The organism is Streptomyces sp. NPDC012825 (assembly GCF_042900925.1).
Taxonomy (GTDB): Bacteria; Actinomycetota; Actinomycetes; order Streptomycetales; family Streptomycetaceae; genus Streptomyces.
Genome location: NZ_JBIBBZ010000031.1, coordinates 25,861 through 31,860, shown reverse-complemented (window position 1 = coordinate 31,860; position 6,000 = coordinate 25,861). Strand labels below are relative to the sequence as shown.

Here is a 6,000-nt window from a genome sequence, read left to right as displayed (position 1 = left end):
CGCCATGATCGTCAGACTAGCTCGCCAAGAGCCTCTCTTGCCGATCTCGTGGCATCGCGAACCCGCAAGGTGATCATTTGTCAGACACGGCCTAGTCCAGCAGCCAGCCAGGGGCGCATGCAGCGGCGCCCGGTACCACGAAGGCCCCGACCGCTCGGGAAGGTCGGGACCTTCGCTTCGTCGGGAAGCTGACGCGGCCCCGGACGCCAGAGCGCGGAATCGAAGGGCTGCGGACTGTACCGGCCCGACGTGGGACGTTCAGACCAGTGCACGCGTCACCCCACCAACGCGAGCGAGTCCGTCAGGGGATCTCAGGCGCGGGCGGCCGCGGCGGCGACGATCCAGTTCCGGAACTCGACGGCGTAGTGCCGCAGGTGATGGTCCAAGACCTCGTCCGGGCAGGTGACGGGGAAGTACACCGTCAGGTTTGAGGTGAAGCCGTCGGCGGTGTCACCGAACTGGATCAGCGCCCGCCCGACGACGGTGCCGTCGGCCAGGAAGAGGTTGGAGGACATCTTGCGCGGGAACTCCGACTCCGGGAGGAGCTCGGCCGCGTCTGCGGCCCAGGCCAGTGCGTCGGTGCCCCAACCGCCCATGTAGAAGTCGGCGACGTACGGGCCGATGTTCTCCACCACCCGCGCGCCGATCTCATCGGTGCCCATCATGTAGTGCTCAGGGTGCGCCGCGAGAAGCACGCGCTCATCACCAGCGAAGGCCTTGTCCATCCAGGCCAGGAACTCGCCCGAGGTCAGCCCCTTCGTCGTGAGCACGGTGGTGCCCCCCTTGAAAGCGCCGCCGGAGGTGCGGGCGCTCTCGCGCAGGAAGGCGTTGCCCTCCTCGATCTCCTCGGTCAAGAGGTCGAGGAGCCCCTGGCGGCCCAACAGCGTTCGGAAGCGGTCCAGGGCGCGGCGGGCGTAGAACAGCTCGAAATCGTCGATACTTCCGGCGCTGGCGGGTCCGGCCTGAAGCGCCACAGTGATAGGCGGAGTCATCTGGTTTTCGGTCATGGTGGAACCTCCGATAGAATGTGAATGCGAATTCACGTTCGCATAATGAGGGTACGCAGAGGAGTGCACCAGTTGTCAAAAAGACCTGTTGAGAGCCGCGTGGATACCATGCGGGACATGAGCGAGGAGCCGGATCGCCCAGGGGTCTACCGGGAACCCCAACAGGCCCGCAGCGCCGCGACCCTGACCCGCGTCCTGCGGGCGGCCGAGGAGATCGCCTCCACCTCCGGTCTGGAGGAGATGACGATCGCCGGGGTCGCCAAGCGCGCCGGCGTCGCCGTCGGGACGATCTACCGCCGCTTCGAGGACAAGGAGCAATTGATCGCAGCCCTGACCGAGCGAATGCTGGAACGCCGCGAGGAGTACGTCACCGAGCAACTGCGCGCGGCTCCGCCCTCGCTCTCCGGTGTCATGGACGCCTACGCGCTCGCCCTGCTGCAGTCCTTCGCCGACCACAGCAGCCTCTTCCCCGAGCTGCTGCGTACGCGCGGGACCAGGTCACTGGACCGCGGGGCCCGCACCATCACCGAACTCCACCGCCTCCTGCTCGAAGCAGCCGACCCCTATACCGACCAGATCCGCCGCTCCCAGCCCCAGCAGGCACTCGACACCACCGCCCGCGCCATCCTCGGCGCCTGCTTCCACAACTCCGTACGCCCCGACGCCGTCACCGGCGAAGCGGCCAGACGCCAGTACGCCGACGAGCTCAGCCGCATGGCGATTGCCTACCTCCTCACCCCCGACCAGCCCCGCCACGACGAGACCTGAGCCAGGCGCGCTACCACACGGCTCTCATGCCGCAGAGGCTCGACACCCGCGCCATGGAGCCCGTCACCGTGGCGGCCGACCTGCGTGGCGCGCCGGTGAAGCCCGGCCCGAGCGACACCTTCGGCGCCGAGAGCATGGTCCGCGCATCACGCGCCTCCCCCATACCGTCGGTGGTCTCAGTCCGTGTCCATGAGGGCTGAGGCGAGCATGTCGCTCAGCCAGTTCTCGTAGGCATCGGCGTGCCAGCCCCGGCCGGCGGTGAGCTGGGTGAAAAGGTGTGGCCCGGTCAGCACCCAGCAGGAGTCCGCCAGGCGGGCGGTGTCGGCTTCGGTGGGCAGGACGCCCGCGTCGGCGAGGTGGGTGACAAAGGCGGTCACGCCGGTCATCCGTTCCTCTTCGCTGCGGGCAAGGACCCGCTCGATGTCGGGGCCGGCCTGGGTCAGGAGCGTGAACAGAGTCGCGAGGCGTTCGTGGACGCCGCGGACGAACGCGGCGTACAGACGGAGTTTGGCGCGTGCGTCACGTGTTTCCAGGACTTCCTGGAGCTGGGGTCGCTCGGCCATGGTCAGGGGTTCGTCGTCTCCGGCCAGTGTGACGTCCCACAGCGCCTTGACCAGCCCCAGCTTGCCCCCGAACGCCTTGTAGACGGTCTCGGGTGAGACACCGGCGCGTTCGGCGACCGCGCGGATGGTGGTGGCCTGGTAGCCGTCGCGGAAGAGCAGTGCCCGGCACGCCTGAAGCACTGCGGTGCGGTTGCGGCGCGCGGCTTGCTGTCGGCGTCCTGAGTCGTACGGCCGGCGTGGAGCACCGTTGGGCATCCCGTTCGCCTCCCCAATCCATTACGGTCAACTGTATCGAAATTGTGGCCGTCCGAAGCCGGAGGAACGCATGTCCCGCTCCGCCCGCTCTCGCCCCGACCGGTCTGTCACTCCCGGCGTGGACCGCCTCGGCGACGACATCGTCAACTTCTACCTGGTCGAGGAGCCCGACGGCCTCGTCCTCGTCGACGCCGGGCTGCCGGCCCACCTGAAGCAGCTGCGCGAGCATCTGGCCGGCTCCGGCCGCTCCCTGGCCGACATCCGCGCTGTCCTCCTGACCCACGGCCACCCGGACCACACCGGTCTCGCCCACGCCCTTCAGCGGGCCGGCGCGGAGATCTGGGTTCACGAGCGGGATGCCGCGATCCTGCGCGACGGCCCCCGCAGCGCCCTGCGCCACGCCAAGCCGGAACGCTCCGCGCTGCCCTACCTCCTGCGCCGGCCTGCCGCGATCACCACCCCCCTTCACCTCGCCCGCAAGGGAGCCTTCACTGCCCCCGCCGTCTCCGGTGTGCGCGTCTTCGACACCGACCGGCAACTGGACCAGGTCCCTGGAGCACCGCGGACCGTCCCGCTGCCCGGTCACACCCCGGGCAGCACCGGCTACCTCTTCCCCGAACGCGGACTGCTCTTCACCGGCGACGCCCTGGTCACCCACGACGGCCTGACCGGGCACACCGGCCCCACCCTGGTCTGCCGCGGCTTCACCCACGACAGCCACACCGCCCTGACCTCCCTCGACCGACTGGACGAAGTAGCCGACGTGTCGCTCCTCCTGCCCGGCCATGGCCGGCCCGTCACCGGTGACCCACACACCGCCACACGCCAGGCCCGACAGACCGGCCCCCGCTGAACCAGCAAACAAGAGCTCCGCCAGGAAGTCCGGGCCCCGGATTCCTGGCCCATCCGGCGTCGCGTGAGCCGCTGACACTTCCCGTGGCAGAACAGCTGACGTTCTCGTGGCAGACGACCAGGCGGCTTCGCCTGTTGCAGGGCTTGGCTGAGACCGGCGCCAGGAGCCTGAAGGAGGGGAGAGGCGCTCCATGGGAAAAGTGATCTTATGCGCGCTGTTGTGGGCGGCCGCGGCCGCAACAGTGGTGCAGTGCGTCAAACGGTGGCGCAGCGGCGCGGACCAGATGTGGTCGGCGAAGTGGAAGGCGCTGGCAGACGCCTTGATCGTGGCAGCCTTCCTCATCATGGCGACAGCCCGGCTGGTCCCGCCCGGTGCGCAACTCGTCCTTGAAGACCTCGGCGGGCTGCTGCGGTGGGCTCCGCCGGCGCCATGGTGGCCGGGTGGGTGGCGGCATACCGCAGTGAGGCCCAGACGCGGGCGGTGCGCAACGGGCTCGGCCTGCCCGTCGAGAAAAGGCTCTGGAGCCCGTGGGTCCTGATGGGGTTGTGGAGCATCGCCGGGTTCCCCAGCACGCTCGCCGCAGTGCTCCTCGCCGTCAGGTGCGTCGAGGCGCACTCCGCTCCCGCGGCTGACGGCACCTGGGCCGAGGCACGCATGATCGGCTGGCTGTTCGTCCTGGGCATCGGCCTCTTCGTCGTCGTCGGCATGCTGCACGGCCTCATCCAGCACCAGCGCCGCACCCGGGAACAGCGGCGCGTACGCGAGGCCAAACAGCACTACCTCACCACCCGCCCCGCGGACTGACACCTCCCGCCTCCCGTCTTCCGCCGGCAGCCGCTGTGACCCGGCAGATGCTTCGGGCGCCTGCAGGAACCGGACATTTGCGCGGCCGGTCAAGCTGCGTAGCTGCGCGCCACCGCCTTCACTGTGAACACCGCCGCTCTTGTCCGCGACGCCGGCACCGCCTCCGGCGTCCCCGGCCACGCCGACATCCTGCACGCCGAGATCCGCGCCACCGGACTCCAGGCTCCTGAGGCGATGCTCGACCTCGCGCTCGCCTTCCACCACGCCGTACTCGGCGATGTCCCCGGCTCCGCGGCCGTCGCCGATCTCCTGGAGCAGCGCGCGGACGGCGACTACGCCTACTACGCCGACATTGCCGCCTTCATGACCGGCCGGCCCACGCCGTCGGCGACCGCGCGGTGGAACGAGGACGAACAGACCGTCCGGTCCCGGTGGCGGGAGCTCGTCGTCACGCGCCGCGCTTTCGCTCGCCCTTGATGGAGGGGTTACACGGCGTGTGAGCTGCGCATACGGTCGGCTGCACGGCGCGCGCAGCGGAGAGGGGACAACCATGAGCCGCGACAGCGGATGGGGATACGGAGAGGCCGGCTGGGGAGTTACCGAGGACCCGGGCTGGGGTCTGTGCCGGGCACCGGCCGGGGTCTGACAGTCGCGCGGCGTTCCGGCATGCGGCGGAGGCCCGCACCTGGGGGGCGGGCCTCTTGTGCATGCAGCGCCCGGGACGGGACGGTGACGGTCGTCGTCCCTTGGGGACGGGGGTCAGGCGGGGGTGATGTTCTCCGCCTGGGGGCCCTTCTGGCCCTGGGTGATGTCGAACGTGACCGTCTGGCCTTCCTGGAGCTCGCGGAAGCCGGAGGAGTTGATGGCGGAGTAGTGGGCGAAGACGTCGGGGCCGCCGCCGTCCTGGGCGATGAAGCCGAAGCCCTTTTCGGCGTTGAACCACTTCACAGTTCCGGTGGCCATGTCTGGTGCCTTCCAGTCGATGAACGCCTCCCGCACGATGCGGAAGGCGGAGGTGATCGCCCTGGTTCCTGCGGCACAGCACAGCAAAACGCCCACGCTTGGAGCGTGGGCAAAGGGGAACTTCCGAACCACGACAGCTAACAGGAACGCTACACGCCCACACCCTGCGTCACCACAGGAAACAGCGACGCATTCGAGACCATGCCGAACAAGCAATTCCGCTGGTGCCCGCCGGCGTCCGGCGGGCGCGGCGTAGTCTCAGGCCGCGGTCGGCGGCCCGGCCGATCCGGCGGTTTCGGCGGCGCGGCGATACTGCTCGTTGAGGCGCTGGGCCTCTTCGAGCTGGTCTTCGAGGATGACGATGCGGCAGGTGGCTTCGACGGGGGTGCCCCGGTCGACGAGTTCGCGGGCGCGGGCGGCGATGCGCAGCTGGTAGCGAGAGTAACGGCGGTGGCCGCCCTCGGAACGCAGCGGGGTGATCAGGCGGTGTTCGCCCAGGGCCCGCAGGAAGGCGGGGGTGGTGCCGAGCATCTCGGCGGCCCGGCCCATGGTGTAGGCGGGGTAGTCGTCGTCGTCCAGACGTCTACCTGTGTTGTCTGCTGTCATCTGCACCTCTCTTTGGGACATGGATGAGGGGCCCTGGTGCCGTACGGCACCAGGGCCCCGAAGGAACTACTACACCACCTGCCGGCCCTGATACTGCGCCGGCCTTCTCTGTCCGCCCGCCCGACTCAACTGCTGCCGGGGGTACGGGGATCGCGGTTGTGTGACCGGAGACCACCTCACT

The 6,000-nt window shown here is 69.4% G+C and carries 8 protein-coding genes; 4 read left to right on the top strand and 4 right to left on the bottom strand.

Annotation, left to right across the window (positions count from 1 at the left end):
• Positions 1–311: 311 nt before the first annotated feature.
• The gene (locus ACFY7E_RS31820; protein WP_389491097.1) at positions 312–1,007 is read right to left on the bottom strand and encodes a hypothetical protein; all 696 of its coding nucleotides are present in this window, start codon (positions 1,005–1,007) and stop codon (positions 312–314) included.
• Between the two features lie 117 nt (positions 1,008–1,124).
• Here ACFY7E_RS31820 and ACFY7E_RS31815 point away from each other — a divergent pair, with 117 nt between their 5' ends.
• Positions 1,125–1,775, top strand: coding sequence for a TetR/AcrR family transcriptional regulator (locus ACFY7E_RS31815; RefSeq protein ID WP_389491095.1), 651 nt, complete (start codon positions 1,125–1,127; stop codon positions 1,773–1,775).
• Between the two features lie 176 nt (positions 1,776–1,951).
• Here ACFY7E_RS31815 and ACFY7E_RS31810 read toward each other — a convergent pair whose 3' ends face one another.
• Complete coding sequence (locus ACFY7E_RS31810) at positions 1,952–2,518, bottom strand: TetR/AcrR family transcriptional regulator (protein ID WP_389491093.1); 567 nt, start codon at positions 2,516–2,518, stop codon at positions 1,952–1,954.
• A 193-nt stretch (positions 2,519–2,711) separates the two neighbouring features.
• Here ACFY7E_RS31810 and ACFY7E_RS31805 point away from each other — a divergent pair, with 193 nt between their 5' ends.
• The 3 genes from ACFY7E_RS31805 (at position 2,712) to ACFY7E_RS31795 (ending at position 4,727) form a co-directional block, all read left to right on the top strand.
• Positions 2,712–3,446 (top strand): MBL fold metallo-hydrolase, encoded by a 735-nt coding sequence (locus tag ACFY7E_RS31805; protein WP_389491090.1) that lies wholly within the window; start codon positions 2,712–2,714, stop codon positions 3,444–3,446.
• 444 nt (positions 3,447–3,890) lie between these two features.
• Complete coding sequence (locus tag ACFY7E_RS31800; RefSeq protein WP_389491087.1) at positions 3,891–4,250, top strand: hypothetical protein; 360 nt, start codon at positions 3,891–3,893, stop codon at positions 4,248–4,250.
• A 123-nt stretch (positions 4,251–4,373) separates the two neighbouring features.
• Positions 4,374–4,727 carry a hypothetical protein gene (locus ACFY7E_RS31795; RefSeq protein ID WP_389491084.1) on the top strand — a complete coding sequence of 118 codons (354 nt, stop codon included), beginning with the start codon at positions 4,374–4,376 and terminating at the stop codon, positions 4,725–4,727.
• Between the two features lie 282 nt (positions 4,728–5,009).
• Here the strand turns inward: ACFY7E_RS31795 and ACFY7E_RS31790 are convergent, their stop codons facing one another.
• Both ACFY7E_RS31790 and ACFY7E_RS31785 read right to left on the bottom strand, forming a co-directional pair.
• On the bottom strand, positions 5,010–5,213 hold the full coding sequence (locus ACFY7E_RS31790) for a cold-shock protein (RefSeq protein WP_383795962.1): 204 nt from the start codon (positions 5,211–5,213) through the stop codon (positions 5,010–5,012).
• Between the two features lie 258 nt (positions 5,214–5,471).
• Positions 5,472–5,819 (bottom strand): MerR family transcriptional regulator, encoded by a 348-nt coding sequence (locus tag ACFY7E_RS31785; RefSeq protein ID WP_389491081.1) that lies wholly within the window; start codon positions 5,817–5,819, stop codon positions 5,472–5,474.
• Positions 5,820–6,000: the final 181 nt, after the last annotated feature.